Genomic DNA, 19287 nt, shown 5'->3' with positions numbered 1-19287 from the left:
CGCCACAAAAATACAGTTTTTATTCGTTCTAAACTGCTTCTTTAAGTAGATTTAATAGCATGGTTAGTGCAGATGCTGCCGAGCGCTCGATGTTTTGAATCCGTTTGTTGCTGAAATTAAACACCTTAGCTACAGTTTTATGTTTTGAAGAAATTGCAATCCATACGGTACCAACCGGTTTATCTTCTGTTCCACCATCAGGTCCGGCAATGCCGCTAACGGCAATGGCATAATCAGTTTTAAAATGTTTTACTGCACCTTCGGCCATTTCGGTTACGGTTTGCTCGCTTACTGCGCCGAAAGTGCTTAAAGTATGTGCTTTTACACCAAGGATTGATTCTTTCAGCTCATAAGCATAAGCTACTGCCCCGCCCCAATAAACTGAAGAGCAGCCCGGATGTTGCGTAATTAAATGTGCAATATATCCACCAGTACAGCTTTCTGCCGTTGATAAGGTTAGGCCTTTTTCTTTCATGATATTGAGAATGGCTTTCTCCAACGCAATATCTTCATCAATCACTACAAATTTATTTACTTTGGCAATGATCTGTTTGGCATATATTTCAACTTCGGCTTTAAGATCTGCTTCATGATCACCTTTAGCCGACAAACGCAAACGCACCTGACCTAATTTTGGCAAATATGCCAATTTAATATGTGGGGGTAAACTATCCTCTATTTCTTCAATCTCTTTGGCTAAAAACGATTCGCCGATATTTGCAGTAAGAATGGTTTTATGAACGATTGATGGAAGTTTAAACCTGCTGGTAATTCTTGGCAGGATTTCGTCGTCCATTAAATACATCATTTCGTAAGGCACACCTGGCATAGAAACAAAAATCCGGTCATTCTGCTCAAACCACATACAAGGGGCAGTACCGTTTCTATTTACAATTACCTCGCAACCATCAGGAACATCAGCCTGCTGAATATTGACATCCAGTAAGGGGCGTTTATATTTTTCAAATATCTGGCGGACCATCTCTAAAGCACCGGCATCATTGCGAAAGCCCATGTTGAAATATTTCGCTAAGGTTTTTTTAGTGATATCATCCTTGGTTGGCCCCAAACCACCGGTAATCAGAATAATATCGGCACGTTTTTCGGCCTGGGCTAAAGCTTCGAGAATATGTTGTTCTTCATCAGAAACAGAAGTAATCTGTTTAACGGAAACGCCTATCAGGTTTAACTGTTTCGCCATCCAGGCAGAATTCGTATCTACAATCTGGCCAATGAGAATCTCATCGCCAATGGTAATAATTTCGGCTAGCATAAATTTATCGGTATGTGCTGTAAAAACCTTGTCTTTTGCTCAATTTCAAATCCTGCAATATTGATGCTTTAACTTTAATAGTTACTGAATAACTTTTATAAGCACCATAAGGAACCCAGTTTACACTCATATCCCAGCAATGTAAATCGCGGTATATGGCCAGGTTCATCGGTGTTAAACCATTATTCTTAAAATCGTAACCAGAGTTAAAAGTAACCTTCCACTTAGGGGTTAGGTTAACATCGCCATTAAAGTTTAATGTATTTGTAGTTGTAGTCGTATTTCCGTCATTTGAATATTGGAAACTATAAGAGAACGAGAAATTCCATGGAATGTTGAAATCAACAAAAGCATTAGGATCACGGCTAATGGCTGCCAGTTGCTCCGACTGGATATCAGTTAGGCCTTTTTTATTAGCAGCATCGCCCAATTTATCATTGGCTTCATTTTTACGTTTTAATGCCTCAGGGTTTAAACTATAATCGAAAGAGAAACCAAAATTGGCTAATCGCGGTAAAAATTTGCCACTTTGCCAGAAATAACGGTCTTGTCTGATCTTTAATGTAGAACCCGGTATAGTATCGGCTCCAAGTGAATAAGGATCTAATGTTCCATTATAGTTGATCCCTAATTTATCGGTAAACTGAGAACGACCGCTAAAACCGATGTTTGAAAGCTTGTACGAAGTAGCTAAGAAATTATATGAACCACTAAAACTTAATCCCTGTATAATCGGAATCTTCTTCGATCCGGTTCCGGTTGTATCATTTTTATTCCGCACTTTCAACTCGACGGTATTATCCAATCCGAACCCAATAGAGGCATTAGGTCCGCCAAACGAACCTGGTTGTGCCATCCCATCAAAAATGGAATATTTTAAAGGCTGTCCGCTTATGTAAATGGGATTACCGTTTTGATCGATGGCAGGTTTATAAGGACCAGATCCCGCTTTGGTAAAATCAGGAGAATAAGAGAACGACATATTTGGTGTCATTACATGCCTTAATGCCTGGATTTTCCCAGCCGGATTAAAATCTCTTCTTCCATAAATTTTGGTCGATAAACTGGTTGATAAACTGTAACTACCTGCTCTTTTAAAGCCACTTATTGTATCTTCTCTAAAGCTATAGGTATTATCATCGTACCTGGTGTACCTTCTGTTTACATTCTGGAAATTCCAAACCTCATTATAAGTACCACCCATACTAAAATTCAGGTATTTTAAAGCGGTAAACGACATATTTACAGGGATACTATGCGAAAAACCACTTCTTAAGCGTTTTAAACCATCATTTTGAAATAATAAACTATCAAAAGTATCAATCCGGTTTATGCCTTGCAAACTGTAACCTACTGTTATTTTTTGATACCATTTTTGTTCGCCAACTGCATTTTTTGAACTGAAGGGATTAAAAGTCGGTACATTGAAAGTTATCTCAGGTAACCTTACAGAAATTGCCCTTGTACTTAAAGTCTGGTCAACAGATCCGGACAAAGCGAAATTCATCCCGTTTGAATAGGCTTTGGCATAACTCACACTACTACTGGTAGAGTTGGTTGCAATGGTATTAATATCGTAAGTGGTACCTGCTGCCGTGTTTCTGTAATAACCTTTTCTTCCGGTTGATACCAACCTTACACTTGCGCTAAAGGTAGTTCCAGGATTGGCATTGGCATTTTGGCTATGGCTCCAGTTAATGCTAAAGTTTTTTGTCGGGTTTGCAAATGCTTCTGTACCCTCTAAACCATCTTTAAAGCTGGAATACGATAAATTAATGTTACCATTATATTTATAACGCTTGGTATAATTACTCAATACGCTGGTTTCATAAGATCCGTTGGTGTAGATTGACCCCATTAGTTTGGCATCCCAGTAATCGTTCAAACCCAGGTAATAGCCACCATTCTGAAGGAAAAATCCCCGTGTTGCATCTTCACCAGGTGTTGGTAAAATCACACCTGAGGTCCGTTTGTTCTGCTTGGGAAAAAAGGCAAAAGGAAGTCCTAAAAAGGTAGGAATATCCTCTATAATCATATAAACCGGTCCGGTAATAATCTGTTTTTCGGTTACCACACCTTTCGAAATCATTAATCCAAAGTGTGGATGCGGTAAATTACAGGTACTGTACATTACATTTTTAATGTGCAGTTCATCATCTATTTGTTTTTTACTTTGTCCACCAGAGAAAAATCCACCCTCCTGTTCAGAAAAAACACCATAAACTTTGGCCCTTGTTGTTTCAGAATTGTAAAAAATAGAATCGGCTATCGCAGTTCCGTCAGCACCTGATTTAAAAATCGGCCTGCCCGTATATCTTCCGGTTTTAGGATCTTTAACACCCCTGGCAAAAATGGTGTTCTGCTTTTTATCATATTTAATATAACTCGCATCCAGCTCAAAATCACCATAAATAACCCTGGCATTTCCATATAGATAAACAATATTTTTATCGGCACTCATTTTTACGGAGTCCTCTGCCTTGTACTCTACCTTTTGATCGATACTGCTGTTATTTTTGCCTGTTTTTTTAGCAGTATCCTTTTTTGTAGTGTCTTGTTGAATGATCTGTTGCAATGAAAATCGCGAAAATGCGTTAGCTTTACCAACAACGAGTGTTAATAAAATGACAGAAATTAGTAAAATAGAGCTCTTAAGAAGTTTCAAATTCGTATTTGAATGTTATTTTTGCACAAATGTTTAATCAAAAACGTTCAAAATTAGTGAAAAATATACCATTGATGTATCTTAAATCCATTTTAACATTTATTATTTATTTAGCATTGTCAAATGCAATTGATAATCAAGCCTTTGCGCAAGAATATAAAATTAAAACAATTGTAATTGATGCAGGCCACGGCGGCAAGGATGGCGCCACACATGGCGTATATTCGAAAGAAAAAGACGTTGCGCTTAAAACGGCGCTAAATCTGGGCAAGGCTCTTCAAGACAGCTTAAAAGATATAAAGGTAATTTACACTAGGCAAACTGATGTTTTTATTCCTTTATACGAACGTATCAACATTGCCAATAATGCCAAGGCTGATTTATTTATCTCTATCCACTTAAACGATATGCCGGTAAGGGTTTCGAGAGTGGTTGATTATTACAAAAAAGTGAGGGGAAGAAAAGTTCCGGTTTATACAACCGTTACTTCCAAAAGCACTTCTACCAGGGGAACTGAAACTTTTGTATCGGGAACTGGCCGTTTAGGTGAGCAGGACGAAGTAATAAAAAGGGAAAATGCTTCGATGTTCCTCGAAGATAACTACCAGAAAAATTATGAAGGCTTTATTGCAAATACGCCTGAAAATGATATTATGTTATCTTTAATGAAACAAACCAACAGGGATAGGAGTTTAAAGTTTGCTTCGATGTTGCAACAAGAGTATGTTAATGCAGGGCGAACTAACCGTGGTGTACAGGAAAAAAGCCTTGCAGTATTGGCGCGTGCTGCTATGCCAGCGGTTTTAACCGAAATTGGCTTTGTAAGTAATCCTGAAGACGAAGATTATATGAACTCGCAAGAAGGACAGAACGAAATTGTAAGCGGTATCATCAGGGCAATTAAAAATTATAAACGTATAGCCGAAACCTCATTTTAATCAATATAGATGAAGATTAAACTTCTGATAACGATATTTCTCCTCTCCATTTTTGCCGTTAAACATTCGTTTGCCCAAGGGTATAAAATTAAAACCATTGTTATTGATCCCGGCCATGGTGGCAGAAAACCAGGTGCCTCGGGCAGCTTTACCAAAGAAAAAGATATTTCATTAAAAGTTGGATTAAAACTTGGCGAACTGATCAAGGAAGAACTGCCTGATATTAAAGTTATCTTTACCCGTAAAACAGATATTGACGTAGACCTTTACCGACGTGCTGAAATAGCAAACGAAGCCAATGCTGATCTTTTTATTTCTGTTCATTGTAATTCTATGCCGCCGGGAAACAAACATATTAAAGGAGTAGAAACTTTAGTGGCAGGTTCGCACCGCTTAAAAGAGCAGGATGCTGCCATCCGTGAAAATGCCGATATTAAGTTGGAAAAGAACTATAAAAGCAAATATGATGGTTACGATCCCAGCAACCCCAGTAGTTTTATTCTTTTATCGCTATTAAAAAATACCTTTCGGGATAAAAGCATTAAATTTGCCAAACTGATCCAGAACAGCTATATCAGCAGGGACGAAAGGTTTAGCCGTGGGGTTAAAGAACAAGGCGTTCTGGTATTGCAGCGTTGTGGTATGCCTGCCGTTTTAACAGAAGTGGGTTTTATCTCCAATACAGAAGAAGAAAAATACATTAATTCGCAAAAAGGGCAGAATGAAATTGCTAATTCTATTCTGGAAGCAATAAAAACGTATAAAAAAAATATTGAAGTTAAATAAGTGGCATTATAAATGATAGTTATTTTAACTTTACAGAAAATATAATCGAGTACCAAACAAAACAATTGATGTAAACTTTGTGTATTTATAAAGTTTAACGTTACAAAAAAGAAATAACGCTCCAGCAGGTTTTAAAAACAAACTAAAATCTGCAGCATAAATAACACACTTATGAAGATTAAGAACGAAACCAAAGTAGGTATTTTAGCCGCATTTGCCATAGCTTTACTAATTATTGGATATAATTTTTTAAAAGGTAATTCCATTTTTTCAAACGAAACAACACTATATGCTAAATACACCAGGGTAGATGGTTTAACTGTTTCAAAACCGATATTAATTAATGGTTATCAGATTGGTCGTGTTGCCAAACTGGAGCTGCAGCATGATGGGACTGTAATTGCAACCTTAAATGTAAACAGTAAATACGAAATTCCTGAAAACAGTATTGCCCGTTTAGAAGGTACTGACCTTTTAGGGAGCAAAGCCATTGTAATGTCGTTAGGTAACTCTAAAAAAATGGCTGAAGATGGTTATACACTAAATGCCAATGTAGAAAAAGGATTAATGGAGCAGGTACAGCCTGTACAGAAAAAAGCAGAATTAATTATTGGCAAAATGGATTCTATATTGAGCAGTGTTAACTCTATCCTGAATCCTAATTTCCAGAAAAACGTAGATAAAAGTTTTAACAGTATTGCAGGTACCTTAGCATCGTTAGAAACTACTTCTAAAAAAGTTGATGGTTTAGTAGGTTCCGAAAGCAAACGTATTGAAGCTATTTTTAAAAATGTAGAAGGCATTACCGCTAACTTAAATAACAACAATCAAAAAATCAGCGATATTTTAACCAATATCAATACGGTTACCGATAAGTTTGCTGCAGCTAATTTTAAACAAACCTTAGATAATGCAAACAATGCCATTGCTGATTTACAAAGTGTAATCTCAGGCATTAAAGGTGGAAAAGGTAGTTTAGGTTTATTATTAAATGATGATAAAATGTATCAGAATTTAACCAATGCTTCTAAAAACCTGGATGAGTTAATGATTGATTTAAAAGCAAATCCTAAACGTTATGTACACTTCTCAGTATTTGGTGGTGGAAATAAAAAAGATAAGTAATTAATTTTTATAAAATCAGAAGGCCTTACAGTTTTAAATTGTAAGGCTTTTTTTGTGACTAAATTCCTGGTTTTGTCACGAAATCCGCTCTACCAATTGTCATCCTGAACGCAGTGAAGGATCTTTACCAGCAAAATTGACTCGTTTTTTTGCCACGGAAACATGAACACGAAAAATTGGTTAACTCAACTCTTTTGTCATCCTGAACGCAGTGAAGGATCTTTAAATTATGGTAAGTTTCACTAGCTTATTTTTTGCCATGGAAACACATACACAGCAATTAATCTACACGTACAGATCCATTCTAGTTACCGTCATATCGGGCGGAGTGCAACGCAGTCGGGAAATCTAACTAAAGAGAGATCTCCACTTCGCATTGCTTCGGTCGAGATGACGACTTTTCTGTTGGAATCTGTCTGTATTGCTAGAAGATTTCTTTAACTGAGAAAGCGACATTACAACGATCGCTACCAGGGTACGCATTAAGATTATTTACCCGTAAAAACAGGACAGGCTGTAGCGTCTTTTTTAGGAGAAAGAATTTGAATAATTTGTTCATTCAATCCTGAAACAAGTTCAGGATAACGGATCCGGATATACCTAGCGCTCTGTGAACCTCAGTGGTTGAATATTAAAGCTGGAAAGTCCTCCCCTCAACAGCCAACTCCGTATTTTCGAAAACTGATTGTGCTTCCTCTAAAAGCATCTGTAAAGTTTTGTAGCGTGAAGAGAAATGACCGATGAGTAACTTTTTTGCTCCTGTAATTTTAGCTACTTCTCCTGCCTGTAAAGCCGTAGTGTGGTGTGTTTCGTTTGCCCTATCCAAAAGATCGTGCATAAACGTTGATTCGTGGTATAATGTATCGCAATCTTTTATGGTAGAAAAGTAACGTTCATCAAATAAAGTATCAGAACAATAGGCATAACATCTTGGCGCATCAGGTTCTGTTGTATAATCGTCACTGCGCAAAATATCACCATTTGGCAATTCTACATCATTCCCTTTTTTTAATGCAGTATAATAAGCCATTGGTACGTCATCTGCTTTTTCTTTGATGAGTTTACGCTGTCTTTTCTTTTGCTGAAAAATAAAGCCTGTAGTCGGAATGCGGTGGTTTAAAACAATGGTTTTTACCGTCAGATCGCTATTTTCAAAAATTTGGGTGGATTGATCAGCCTCGATAGGGAAAAACTCAATCGGATACCTCAAAATTGTATCAGAATATTTAAACTGAATCTCTAAAATCTCCAATAAAGGCCCCGGACCAAAAATTTGTATTGGTTTAATTCTGCCATTTAAGTGCAAACTAGACAACAATCCGATTAAGCCAAAATAATGATCGCCATGTAAATGACTAATGAAAATATAATCGATACGGGCCGCCTTGAGGTTAAACCTGGCCAGTTGCTGTTGGGTACCTTCGCCACAATCGATCAAATAGTATTTTTCGTTACAATTTAAAAGCTGTGCCGATGGATTCCTGTTAAATACAGGTGTTGCAGAACTGCTTCCTAAAATGGTAACTTCAAACTTCATCATGATCAGATATAAAAAGCCCCGTAGATTTTTAGAAACTACGAGGCCGTAATGTTATATAAATTATTATTATTTAGCGCCTCTAAACTCTTTCTCCAACTCATCCATAAAGATGAAATCTGTTGCTTCGTCTAATGTATTAACAAACGTTACAGATTGAAATATGTTTGATAATTCGATAATTGATGCCAGTTCATCATTAATACCGGTTACGATAAATAACCCACCGGCTGATTTGCATAGCCTGTCGCCAACCAATAAACAGCTTAAATCCTGTGCATCGTTACACTCGGTAACATGGCTTAAATCAACAATAATGTTTTGAAAGCCCTCTGCATTAAGTAAATAGAATTCTGATTTTAAGCCTGGGGCATTATCATTTGTAAACTTAGTTTCTTCTAATTTTAAGCTTACATATTTATCGTGTTTATCTACTGAAAATTTCATCTCTCTAATCTTTAATTTTACTAATGTATAAATTTCTTTCGAATTTTATAAGCTTTCTAAGGCCTTTAAAACATTGGCTTCAATACGGCTCGAAATTGCATCAGCATCAGCTTTTATAAAGGTCTCACCAACAATCTGTTCGTAAAGTTCGATATAACGTTCGGAAATTGAATTTACGATTTCCGGTGTCATTTCAGGTATCACCTGACCGTCTTTTCCCTGAAAGCCATTTTCAATCAACCATTTTCTTACAAATTCTTTCGAAAGTTGTTTTTGTGCCTCATCATTATCCTGACGTTCCTGATAACCTTCAGCGTAAAAATAACGTGAAGAATCTGGCGTATGAATTTCGTCTATCAGATAAATTACACCATCAGCTTTACCAAATTCGTATTTAGTATCTACTAAAATCAATCCGCTTTTGGCAGCAATCTCAGTTCCACGTTGGTATAATGCGTAAGTATATTCTTCTAACTTTTCGTAATCTGTAATAGAAACAATGCCTTTAGCCAAAATATCCTCTTTTGAGATATCTTCATCATGCCCTACTGATGCTTTTGTAGTTGGGGTTATGATCGGCTGAGGCAATCTATCGTTTTCTTTTAAGCCTTCTGGCAAAGCAACACCACAAACAGAACGTTTGCCAGCACTGTACTCACGCCAGGCATGGCCAGCTAAGTAACCTCTGATTACCATTTCTACTTTAAAAGGCTCACAGATACGACCAATGGTAACCATTGGATCTGGAACAGACAAAACCCAGTTTGGAACGATATCCTGAGTAGCTGCTAAAAATTTAGCCGCGATCTGGTTTAACACCTGTCCTTTAAATGGAATCGCTTCGGGCAATACCACATCAAATGCAGAAATACGATCGGATACCACCATCACCATCGATTGATCGGCTATAGTGTATACATCGCGTACTTTACCTTTATAAAAATTACTTTGATCCGGGAAATTGAAATGAGTTTCTTTTAGTGCTTTCATGAGGCAGTAAAAATAGGGAAAAAGTCCGAAAGTCCGAAGACAAAGGTCACAAGTCCGAAGATATAATTTATTAAAAACCCCCGCAGTTAATAAGCTACGGGGGTTTGATTATTTTAATTTGTTCAATACCTCTTTAAAAGTGTTCGCTGAAATGGTGCTGATATTTTCATTCTTGATCTGAATTGTAATACGATCATCAATTTTAATCAACTGAAGCCTTCCTCTAAAGACGTGTGCCTGATCAATATTAACAAATTCGAAGAGCTTTTTAAGTGTTTCCTTTTTACAAACCCATACTTCATCAGTTTTTGAAATGATCAGCCGTATGGTATGAGGCAATTTTTCAAAAGAAAGCTTCAAATTATTTTCTAAATTAATACTTTCCATAATTATGATGTAAGATGTATTGATGTAAGATGGATGACGTTTTTAAAAGACTTCAATCTTTCCCGTTTTACATGATCCATCTTACATTTCCCATTTACTGAATATCACCGTAAGCTTTCAGGATATCTTTTACCAGTTTATGTCGTACTACATCTTCGCCACTCAGGTAAATAATATCGATGCCTTTAATATCTTCCAAAATCCTTAAGCCGTTAAATAGGCCCGACATCTGCTTTTTGGGTAAATCTATCTGTGTAACATCGCCCGTAACAATAAATTTTGCTGTTGGGCCCATACGTGTTAAAAACATTTTTAACTGCATATCGGTAGCGTTTTGCGCCTCATCCAGGATCACAAAGCAGTTATCTAAGGTACGGCCACGCATAAAGGCCAAAGGAGCAATTTCTATTGTACGGTTTTCGATATAGAATTTCAACTTTTCAGCAGGGATCATATCATCCAACGCATCGTAAAGCGGGCGTAAATACGGATCGATTTTTTCTTTTAAATCTCCCGGTAAAAAACCAAGGTTCTCCCCTGCCTCAACTGCCGGTCGTGTTAAAATGATCCGCTTAATCTCTTTATTTTTTAATGCCCTCACCGCTAAGGCTACGGCAGTATAGGTCTTTCCGGTTCCGGCAGGGCCAATGGCAAAAAGGATATCATTTTTTGCAATACTGCTTACCATTTTGCGCTGGTTTGCGGTTCTTGCTTTTACCAATAACCCGTTAGTTCCGAAAACAATTACCTCTCCGCCACCTCCGGTTGGTTGTTCTACATCTTTTTTTACTACACCAGCAGCCTTTGCGCCCAGTATTGTTTCTACATCATTATTGCTGAGTGAGCTATATTTTTCGAGGTGTGCAATCAGTTGGTTAAACTTCTCCTCGAAAGCCTTAAGTTCCTGTTCATCACCGAGAACCTTAACGTCACTCCCTCTCGCTACCAGTTTTAACTTCGCGAAAGCACCTTTAATCATTTCGTAATTCTCATTGTTCGGCCCCCAAAAGTGAGCAGGATTTACGGTATCCAGGGTTAATTTTAATTCGTTCAAACTGTAGTATTTTAAAAAGTTATCGGGGTATATTAATTAAAATTTGAATATTTGCAGACGCTTAGGCCTGTACACAAGAATAAGCAATAATAATGAATTTTTAATGGGGATAATTACTTTAACAACAGATTTAGGTTCAAAAGATTTTTACCAGAGTGCTCTTAAAGGTAGTCTGTTTAGTCTTATGCCTAATGTTAATTTAGTTGATATTACCCACGAAGTTCCATCATTCAATATTTCTTATGCGGCCTTCGTTCTTAAAAACGCTTATCCTTACTTCCCGAAGAATACCGTACATTTAATCGGCATTGATTCTGTGTATAGCGAAAACACCAAATACATTGCAGTAAAGCATCGGGATCATTATTTTGTAGGCGCAGATAATGGAATTTTTTCTCTTCTTTTTGATGATGTTCCGGAAGATGTGGTGGAGTTGAACATTATGCAGGATTTAAAATACCTGCATTTTCCATTGGTTGATATTTTTGTAAAGGCAGCAACTCACCTGGCTAAAGGAGGCAAACTGAAAGAGATTGGTTTACCTGTAGCGGAGATTGAGCAAAAGATGCTTTTACACCCTGTAATTGAGCGTGATGTAATCAGGGGAAGTGTGGTGTATATTGATACTTTTTGCAACGTAATTACGAATATTACCAAAGATCTTTTTACTAAAATCCAAAAAAACCGCGACTTTACCTTACACTTTAGAAAGAGCGAAACCATTACACAACTAAGCTGGCATTACAACGAAGTACAGGAGGGTGAAAAACTTTGCCTCTTTGGTATTAGCAATCATTTGGAAATCGCCATTAACAAAGGAAAAGCCAGTGGGTTACTGGGCTTACACCTTGGCGATATTGTTAGGGTTGAGTTTCATTCTTAATGAGATTAATGCTTAAAGACTAAGCTTGATTTCACTAGTTGAACCCAACCAATGAACTAATGGCTAGTGAACCAGTAAACCAGCAAAACAACTTCTACCCTTTTCGCGTTTATACCAAATGAAGAAATATTTTTATCTGCTCTTGGTTATCTTATTAAGCTTTCAAGCATACGCGCAACAAGATACTGCTGCTTACGCGGCTCAACGGGTTAAAGTGAATTCGTTACTGCAAGAGCGAAGCTCGAAATTTGGTCAATATGATGAAAGTTTAACGCAGCGCTCCGGCATTTTTGGCTGGCAAACGAAAAAAGATATTAAAAATTCGAATGAGATTCTCCGCCAGGTGGTATTAACCGATAATAACATTTTTAAGGAGCTTAAAATACTGATGGATTATAAAGACCTGCAAAACCAGCAAAAAGTAGCTGTGGCGGACAATTCTCAGGAACGCATTGAGGCTTACATGGGTACCATTAAAAAATTGCAGGACCAAAATGCACAGCTGAAGGAAGATTTAGATAAAAAAAACAAAGGAAGTTTATCAACCTACATCATCGCATTTTTAATTTTAGTAATGGCAGGTGGATTTTATTTCTTTAATAAAAAACTGCAAAATTATGAAAAGAGGACTGTTTAAAATCCTGGCGAAGATAAACAAGTTAGTTTTGCCAAGTTTGTATAAAAAAGATCCGAATAAGCTGACGACTTTTCAGAAAGCGATATTGGGTTATCGCTATTGGGTTACAACGAATGCGTTGGATTAGAGATAAAGACCTTATAGATTTTGAAACCTATAAGGTCTAATTTATATTATTATTTCTTAAAATGCTCAATAATCAACGTAGCCAATTCCGTACCAATACGTTCTTGTGCCTCGTTGGTTGATGCTCCGATATGAGGAGTTAACGAGATTTTAGGATGAGTTAAAATTTCTGCCAAAGGTGTAGGTTCGTTATCAAAAACATCTAAACCGGCAAAAGAAACCTTACCAGAATTTAATGCTTCGATTAAAGCTGGCTCATCAATTGTTCCACCACGAGAACAGTTTACAATACCTACTCCGTTTTTCATTTTTGCAAATTCTTCTGCACCTAAGATCGGTTTATCGGCAAACGGGGTATGTAAACTAAAGAAATCACTTCCTGCAATTACTTCATCCAATGAAACCATTTTAACTGGAATGCTTACCGATTTTCCACCTTGAAATTCTAAAGTAATTTCAGATTCTGATGGATATAAATCGTATGCTAAAACATTCATACCTAAGCCTAAAGCCACTTTTGCAGTAGCACGACCGATACGACCAAAACCTATAATACCAATGGTTTTTCCACTTAATTCAGTTCCTTTAGCGTAAGCTTTTTTAAGGTTATTGAATTGAGTTGAACCTTCTACAGGCATTTTGCGGTTTGCATCCTGTAAAAACCTGATCCCGGTAAACAAGTGAGAGAACACCAATTCAGCCACTGATAATGAAGATGCAGCTGGTGTATTTACCACCGCAACACCCTGACTACGTGCATATTCTACATCGATATTATCCATACCAACTCCACCTCTACCAATTAATTTGATATTTGGAACGGCATCAATTAACTCTTTTCTAACCTTGGTTGCGCTACGAACGGTAATGGCATCATAGTTTTTTAACGCTTCTGCTAATTTATCCTGAGGAATGGTTTCGGTATCTACCTGAAAACCTGCTTTTTCTAATAATTCTTTTCCGATCGGATCAATCCCATCGTTTGCTAGTATCTTAATCATTGTATTTATGATTACACAGATTGAAAAAGATTACCGGGTTAATTAATCACGGTAATCATCTGTGGTTAAAGTTTAAATTAATTTGCTTTTGCCTGTTGTTCTTCAAATATCTGCATGGCCTCTACCAATGCATGAACACTGGTAATTGGCAATGCATTATACATCGAAGCACGGAAACCACCTACGCTTCTGTGGCCTTTAATGCCCACAATACCTTGCTCTTCTGCATATTTCAAGAATGGTTTTTCTAATTCTGAATTTTCCATTACAAAACAAATATTCATTCTCGAGCGGTCTTCAACCGCACAGGTTCCTTTAAATAAAGGATTGCGATCAATTTCTCTATAAAGTGCTTCAGCTTTTTGTTTGTTTTCTTTTTCAATCTCAGCAACGCCACCTTTTGATTTTAACCAACGTAGGTTTAATAAAGCTACATAGATAGAGAAAACAGGAGGTGTATTGTACATCGAATCGTTATCGATATGTGATTGGTAGTTCAACATTGAGGGAATTTTACGGTCGATTTTACCTAAAACCTCATTCTTAACAATAGCGATGGTTAAACCTGCAGGACCAACATTTTTTTGAGCACCTGCATAAATCAAATCGAACTGAGAAACATCGATTACACGGCTCATAATATCAGATGACATATCGCAAACAACCGGAACACCCGTTTTAGGTACTTCGAAAAGCTCAGTACCATAAATGGTATTGTTTGATGTATAGTGGAAATAAGCACTATCAGCAGGAATTTCAAAATCTTTTGGAATGAAAGTATAGTTTGCATCTTTTGAAGAAGCAACCACATTTACATTACCGATCAGTTTAGCTTCTTTTAAAGCTTTTGTTGCCCAAACGCCTGTATCTAAATAACTTGCTGTTTGTGCGTCGCCCAATAAGTTCATCGGAACCATTGCAAACTGCAAACTAGCACCTCCCTGTAAAAATAAAACGGAATAACCCGACGGCACATTTAATAATTCTTTTACCAACTTATCAGCTTCAGCAACAACTGCCTCAAATTCGGTTGTTCTGTGCGAAATTTCTAAAATTGATAATCCATCGTTAAAATCTAAAACAGCCTGAGCTGCTTGTTTAAACACTTCTTGAGGTAAAATACAAGGGCCTGCGCCAAAATTATGCTTCATCTTATTATATAATGTTTTATGGGCGTAAATGTAAAATTTTTAAAGCAGTTATGCCCATAAAATCGTACCCTAAAAAATTAAATTTTGTTAAAAAAAAGCTCTAAAACGTTTAATTTATTGAAGTTTTTGCAATTAAAACGTTTTACTGAAATTAGCGGAAACGAATCTGTCAGGTTTCTAAAATATGATAAATTTAAATGCAGCAAATTTACGACTAAATATAGCTTCCATTGATAGATTAAATATAGTGGCTTATCATTGCGAGACAAGAAGCAATTTAAGGGCGTACGCTAATAGTGATTGTAAGATTGCTTCGTTGACTGAAAAAGCCTTCTCGCAATAAGGATTCTCTCTCAGCAATCGCTAATAACCATTGTCATTAATATTCAGGAAAAAATGCATATTAAAAATTAGACCAATAACCCCACCAGCTTTTCAAAAGTTGAAGATTCTTTTAAAACGGTGGGTTTGCGTTAGGGGTTGTAAGGGTTTAGTACCGATTTTTCATCGGTACCAGAGCAAAGCGCAGCCGCGAAAAGCCCGCCACTTTTCCGTATTCCATGGAATTGAGGAACGCCCTGATCAGTTTGCATTTCTCAGCTAACAGTTCCCGGTTTACAGTTATTGAAACTTAGTTTTTTAATTTGACAATTAGTTTTAAATTAAACTGCCTGCCGGTTAAATAATTTGGAATGGCATATTGTACATTATCTACATCTTTTAACCAGAGGTACGACACGGTGTTATCAATATTTAGCATATTAAAAACCTCTACAAACAAAATAACGGAGCTGAAATTCTTATCTAAAAATTTTGGTTTATGTAAAGCGGCATCATCAAGAAAATCTTTTGAAAAACCAATATCTACACGTTTATAAGATGGGACAAAAAACTTATCCAGGTACCTGGGCGTTTGCGACGGGCCAATTGGTAACCGTGAACCGTATAATGCATTTAAATGCACTTTATAAGTTGGGCTGTTTAACAGTTTATCCTGAAAAAATATGGAGAAGTTTAAACGCTGATCGGTTGGTCTTTTTAAATAACCCGGATAAATGGTTTTACCGTTCTGCACATAACTATCGTTAATAATGTCTTCATTGGCATGCATTACCGACATCCTGAAATAGGACACCAGGTCTTTTACAAATTCTCCCCCAATGCTAAAATCAGCTCCATAAGCGTAACCACGAGATATTTCATCGGCAAGGTATTTTATCCTCAGGTTATCAATTTTATAAGGAATAAGCCTATCGGAATATTTAAAATAAGCTTCAGAAGTAAATTTTAATCTTGTTCCAAAGGCATCAAAGGCATATTCATACCCCAATGAGGTATTATAAGAACTTTGCGCCTTCTGGTTGATGTTCAGTTTTCCTGAAAAATCTCGTATGGTACGGTATGAAGGTGGTTGCTTGTACACTCCGGCAGTAAACCGCAGGATTTTATTGTTTGAATTGGGCCGGTAAGCAATTAACATCCGTGGGCTGATTAATAACTGTTTGCTTAACGAACTATAGGTGGCACGTGCCCCTAACTGCAATTCTGCAAAATCGGAAAGCGAATAACTATCCTGAATGTAAGCGCTGTAATTTTTAATATCAATGTTGTTTTTTACATTGATTACGTTTTGTAAAACAATGTTTTTAGAATTATCCGGTAAAATAAATCCCGCTGAATCAGTATAGTTATATTCATTTAACTGATCGTTGTATTTCGATTTATCGAATTTTAAACCCCATGAAAAAACATGGTTATCAAAGTTTTGATCAACCTTAATTTCTGAAGTAAAAACCTGTGTATTCAGGCTGTTTCTTCCATAATTATAATAACTGCCTATGCCTCTGTTTTTACTAATCGGGCCAAAGTTTTCTCCTGGAAAGGAATTGTCCACTTCATCAAAAACATAACTGCCATTAATATCGAAACGTTCTCTTTCAATGGTATTGAAGTAACTGTTGATAAACTTGATTACCAGGTTTGGTTTTGGAGAATAAGTAGCCGTAATCGCACTGCCCAAAGTTTGGTAATCATCAATCTCCTGCCCGGTATAATCTACATTTAGCCTAAGTGTTGTGCTTAAAGTTCCGAACTGGGTTTCCCTATTGGTGGGCACCAGTTTAAACTGACCGAGGTTAAAACTACCTAAATAACTGAGATTAAATTTTGGTGAAAAATCGTACTGATACAACAGTTGGGCATCGGCAAAATTTGGATTATAACTTCCCTTTTCATCCTGTTTAATGAGGACACTTGAATTGTTTTTATAGCGCAATCCAGCCAGCAGAAAACTGTTTTTAAATATCTTTTTGGTGCTTATTGAGGTATTTAAAAGACTAGTACTAAAAATGGTTTGATTACTATCTGGTTTATCGTATTTAATATCTAAAATAGAAGAAAGTTTATCGCCATATTTGGCCTCGAAGCCACCTGCAGAGAACTTTGCTTTACTCACGAGGTCTGAATTGATAAAACTCAATCCCTCCTGCTGTCCGTTACGGATTAACACCGGCCGGTTAATTTCTATATCATTGATATAAATTAAATTTTCGTCAAAGTTACCTCCCCTAACGCTGTATTGTGCGCTTAATTCGTTATTAGTAGATACACCGGGGAGGGTTTTAAGCATGGTTTCGAAATTACCCGAAACCAGGGGCATTGAGGGTATATCTGCAATATTAATGGTAGTGGCGTTGCTTAACTGATTCTGTTTATTGGTGATATTAACCTGCTCTAACTCATTAATATTGGCAATCAGATTTACCTGTTTGATAATTCTTGCTCCCGAACGCTCGTTAAACTTGATGGTTTGTGGCTGGTAACCCAGAAGTGAATATTTAATACTGAAACCCTTTGATTTGGAATAGATGGTGTATACGCCAAATTCATCGGTAACGGTTGATTGTGCCTGCCCTAAAACAATAACCGTAACCTGGGCCAGCGGCAGTTTTTCATCGCTATAAACTATTCCAGAAACCCTAACTAAAGGCTGGGCCACTGCAAAACCGCAACCAGCAATTAAAAGGAAAAGGATTAGCCGAAATTTGAGCATTTTTAGTATCAAGACAAAAGTACCAGGTATTAAGACTGTATGCGCCTCATCCTAAAAACAATTTAGCAATAAAACATTTAACAATTTAAATATTTATAGCGCTAGTTGTCAAGCTTTTCATTTTAGAAATGGTTTCCGTTGGGTTATCCGTTGCGAAAATTGCATTTCCGGCTACGAAAGCACTGGCACCTGCAGATACTAATGTAGCCATATTTTGTAAGCCAACACCGCCATCTACTTCAATAACTAAATCTTCGTTAATGCCTTGGATCAAAGCTTTTAAATCCTTTATTTTTTTGTAAGTATTATAAATAAAGGCTTGTCCGCCAAAACCTGGATTAACCGACATAATCAGTACCAAATCCAGGTCTTCTATCACATCCTGCAATAAAGTTACCGGTGTATGGGGATTTAAGGCCACACCAGCTTTACAACCAGATGCTTTTATTAACTGAATGGTTCTATGTAAATGTGTGCAGGCTTCGTAATGTACAGTAATCCGGTCTGCACCCGCTTTAGCAAAATCCTCAATATATTTATCCGGTTCTACAATCATTAAATGAACATCCAATGGTTTAGTTGCATGCTTTTTAACTGCAGCCATTATCGGGAAACCAAAAGAAATATTCGGCACAAATACACCATCCATCACATCAACGTGGAACCAATCGGCCTCACTTTGGTTAATCATTTCAATATCGCGTTGTAAATTGCCAAAATCGGCAGAAAGTATGGATGGGGCAATGATGTATTTCATTTAATTATCTCTTAGTTTCTTAATATTTTCTAATTCAATTATATCAATCTGATCTTTCGGCCGATTAGCCGCTTTCTTCGAATCGATTAATTGGTTAATGTGTAAAAATGGGATTTCCAGCTCGTAAATGGTTGCAATAGAAGCGTATTCCAAACATTTATCAAAACCGAAGTCTTCTAACCCTTTTACTGATGTCATAACGTCCATTCGCAAGCTGTTGTCAAGATAGAAATCGGTCCAGCCCGGGATAAATTGAATGGTTTCCAATGCTTTAAGATCTCCAAGACCATAGTCTTTAAAAGCACTTCTCAAGTTTTTTCTGTTTTCCAGGGTATCTTTTATCCAGATGTCAATATCATCGGTAGTTCGATGAAATCCATGCAAGTTGGTTGCCACTCCACCGATCATAATAAACATTACTTTATTTTTCAAAAGTGAGCGCCATAATTTTAGTATTTCATCGTCAAAAACGTCCATT

General features: G+C 36.9%; 17 protein-coding genes. 5 read left to right on the top strand and 12 right to left on the bottom strand.

The window, feature by feature from the left end; translation table 11 throughout:
* Window positions 1-28: 28 nt before the first annotated feature.
* Complete coding sequence (locus R2R28_RS08450; protein ID WP_316825244.1) at window positions 29-1273, bottom strand: competence/damage-inducible protein A; 1245 nt, start codon at window positions 1271-1273, stop codon at window positions 29-31.
* A gap of 4 nt (window positions 1274-1277) precedes the next feature.
* Window positions 1278-3938, bottom strand: a complete 2661-nt coding sequence (locus R2R28_RS08445) for a putative LPS assembly protein LptD (RefSeq protein ID WP_316825243.1) — start codon at window positions 3936-3938, stop codon at window positions 1278-1280.
* Window positions 3939-4012: 74 nt separating this feature from the next.
* On the opposite strand from R2R28_RS08445, the gene R2R28_RS08440 reads away from it, so the two are divergent.
* The 3 genes from R2R28_RS08440 (at window position 4013) to R2R28_RS08430 (ending at window position 6787) form a co-directional block, all read left to right on the top strand.
* Entirely contained in the window at window positions 4013-4876 is an 864-nt protein-coding gene (locus R2R28_RS08440; RefSeq protein ID WP_316825242.1) for an N-acetylmuramoyl-L-alanine amidase, read from the top strand.
* 9 nt (window positions 4877-4885) lie between these two features.
* Entirely contained in the window at window positions 4886-5662 is a 777-nt protein-coding gene (locus tag R2R28_RS08435) for an N-acetylmuramoyl-L-alanine amidase (RefSeq protein ID WP_316825241.1), read from the top strand.
* Between the two features lie 171 nt (window positions 5663-5833).
* Window positions 5834-6787, top strand: a complete 954-nt coding sequence (locus tag R2R28_RS08430; protein ID WP_025146250.1) for an MlaD family protein — start codon at window positions 5834-5836, stop codon at window positions 6785-6787.
* A 631-nt stretch (window positions 6788-7418) separates the two neighbouring features.
* Here the strand turns inward: R2R28_RS08430 and R2R28_RS08425 are convergent.
* From R2R28_RS08425 to R2R28_RS08405, 5 genes are all read right to left on the bottom strand, one after another.
* Entirely contained in the window at window positions 7419-8324 is a 906-nt protein-coding gene (locus R2R28_RS08425) for a ribonuclease Z (protein WP_316825315.1), read from the bottom strand.
* Between the two features lie 69 nt (window positions 8325-8393).
* Window positions 8394-8771: an STAS domain-containing protein gene (locus R2R28_RS08420; RefSeq protein ID WP_316825240.1), complete on the bottom strand. Its 378-nt coding sequence runs from the start codon at window positions 8769-8771 to the stop codon at window positions 8394-8396.
* Window positions 8772-8816: 45 nt separating this feature from the next.
* Window positions 8817-9761: a phosphoribosylaminoimidazolesuccinocarboxamide synthase gene (locus tag R2R28_RS08415; RefSeq protein ID WP_316825239.1), complete on the bottom strand. Its 945-nt coding sequence runs from the start codon at window positions 9759-9761 to the stop codon at window positions 8817-8819.
* Window positions 9762-9869: 108 nt separating this feature from the next.
* Window positions 9870-10148, bottom strand: a complete 279-nt coding sequence (locus tag R2R28_RS08410) for a hypothetical protein (protein ID WP_316825238.1) — start codon at window positions 10146-10148, stop codon at window positions 9870-9872.
* Between the two features lie 94 nt (window positions 10149-10242).
* Window positions 10243-11202, bottom strand: a complete 960-nt coding sequence (locus R2R28_RS08405; RefSeq protein WP_316825237.1) for a PhoH family protein — start codon at window positions 11200-11202, stop codon at window positions 10243-10245.
* Between the two features lie 103 nt (window positions 11203-11305).
* Here R2R28_RS08405 and R2R28_RS08400 point away from each other — a divergent pair, with 103 nt between their 5' ends.
* A complete protein-coding gene (locus R2R28_RS08400; RefSeq protein ID WP_316825236.1) occupies window positions 11306-12085 on the top strand; it encodes an SAM-dependent chlorinase/fluorinase in 780 nt (259 codons plus the stop codon).
* Window positions 12086-12203: 118 nt separating this feature from the next.
* Entirely contained in the window at window positions 12204-12722 is a 519-nt protein-coding gene (locus tag R2R28_RS08395) for a hypothetical protein (RefSeq protein WP_316825235.1), read from the top strand.
* Window positions 12723-12898: 176 nt separating this feature from the next.
* Here R2R28_RS08395 and R2R28_RS08390 read toward each other — a convergent pair whose 3' ends face one another.
* The 5 genes from R2R28_RS08390 to R2R28_RS08370 all read right to left on the bottom strand — a co-directional run bounded on the left by R2R28_RS08390 (window position 12899) and on the right by R2R28_RS08370 (window position 19286).
* The gene (locus tag R2R28_RS08390; RefSeq protein WP_316825234.1) at window positions 12899-13849 is read right to left on the bottom strand and encodes a D-2-hydroxyacid dehydrogenase; all 951 of its coding nucleotides are present in this window, start codon (window positions 13847-13849) and stop codon (window positions 12899-12901) included.
* Window positions 13850-13926: 77 nt separating this feature from the next.
* Window positions 13927-15000: a 3-phosphoserine/phosphohydroxythreonine transaminase gene (gene serC, locus R2R28_RS08385; protein WP_316825233.1), complete on the bottom strand. Its 1074-nt coding sequence runs from the start codon at window positions 14998-15000 to the stop codon at window positions 13927-13929.
* 631 nt (window positions 15001-15631) lie between these two features.
* Window positions 15632-18052 carry a TonB-dependent receptor gene (locus R2R28_RS08380; RefSeq protein WP_316825232.1) on the bottom strand — a complete coding sequence of 807 codons (2421 nt, stop codon included), beginning with the start codon at window positions 18050-18052 and terminating at the stop codon, window positions 15632-15634.
* Between the two features lie 85 nt (window positions 18053-18137).
* Window positions 18138-18809, bottom strand: coding sequence for a ribulose-phosphate 3-epimerase (gene rpe, locus R2R28_RS08375; RefSeq protein WP_316825231.1), 672 nt, complete (start codon window positions 18807-18809; stop codon window positions 18138-18140).
* Entirely contained in the window at window positions 18810-19286 is a 477-nt protein-coding gene (locus R2R28_RS08370; protein ID WP_316825230.1) for a DUF6036 family nucleotidyltransferase, read from the bottom strand. It lies immediately after the preceding gene.
* Window position 19287 lies beyond the last annotated feature (1 nt).

This window comes from Pedobacter miscanthi, assembly GCF_032678605.1.
GTDB lineage: Bacteria > Bacteroidota > Bacteroidia > Sphingobacteriales > Sphingobacteriaceae > Pedobacter > Pedobacter miscanthi_A.
Note: the sequence above shows the minus strand (reverse complement) of the source record. Positions and strands in the feature narration are given on the sequence as shown.